The organism is Azospirillum sp. UFLA03-27, from assembly GCF_059803775.1.
The window spans coordinates 1-758 of the sequence record NZ_JAUQTX010000527.1; the positions used below are offsets into that span (position 1 = coordinate 1).

Here is a 758-nt window from a genome sequence, read left to right on the forward strand (position 1 = left end):
TCTACACTCGCGTATAATCGTCGGCAGCGTCAGATGTGTATAAGAGACAGGTGCCCAGCGGCGCCGCAGCGGGGTCAGCGGCGGGGATCTTGTCGCCGGTCAAGCCCTTGTCGATGGCGTCGCGCAGGCGCTGCGCCCCGGCGTTGGGTGTGTCGGATGTGTCCATGAAGGAACCTGGGTCGGTTGCGGGAAGGGATTGTCCCTCCTCCAACCGGAGCCCGGAGACGCGGTTCCCCGGAGAGGGGCGGCGCGGCCGCCTCAGGAGCGCAGGGCGTCCCGGTCGGCCTCGTCCAGGCCGTCGAGCCAATCGTCCATGGTGATCATCGGCGACTCGTCGCCGGCGCGCCGGGCGGACTCCACCAACTCCGTGTCGGCGGTGTTGGAATGGACGATGAACCACAGCATCAGTCGATTCGCATCGTCGCTGGTCACCGAATCGCCACGCTGCGCGGCCTCAATCAGCGCATCGATGTTGGCGAGATAGCCGCGGTGGGCATGCTCGTGCCGCTCCCGCCGGTCCGCGGCCAGGGCGGCCATCTCCGCCGTTTCCGTGGCGAAATGCTCAGCCACTTCGCGCCGGAGCGCGGTCAATTCCACCAGTCCGACAGTACCGCCCGTGGTCATCGTCGACAGGAGGTCGAGGATGGCGCCGTGCTCCGCGTCGATGACGCCGGAACCGGTCGGGATCAGGGAGCGGCCATCGGGGGCGGGCGTCATGCTGTCTCTTATACACATCTCCGAGCCCACGAGACTATAAC

General features: G+C 67.0%; 2 protein-coding genes. Both read right to left on the reverse strand.

Annotated elements, in window-relative coordinates; all coding sequences use genetic code 11:
- Position 1: 1 nt before the first annotated feature.
- Positions 2 to 166 carry a hypothetical protein gene (locus Q4I23_RS32890; RefSeq protein WP_498529030.1) on the reverse strand — a complete coding sequence of 55 codons (165 nt, stop codon included), beginning with the start codon at positions 164 to 166 and terminating at the stop codon, positions 2 to 4.
- A 92-nt stretch (positions 167 to 258) separates the two neighbouring features.
- On the reverse strand, positions 259 to 758 hold a 500-nt coding region (locus Q4I23_RS32895; RefSeq protein ID WP_498529031.1), incomplete at its 5' end, for a hemerythrin family protein.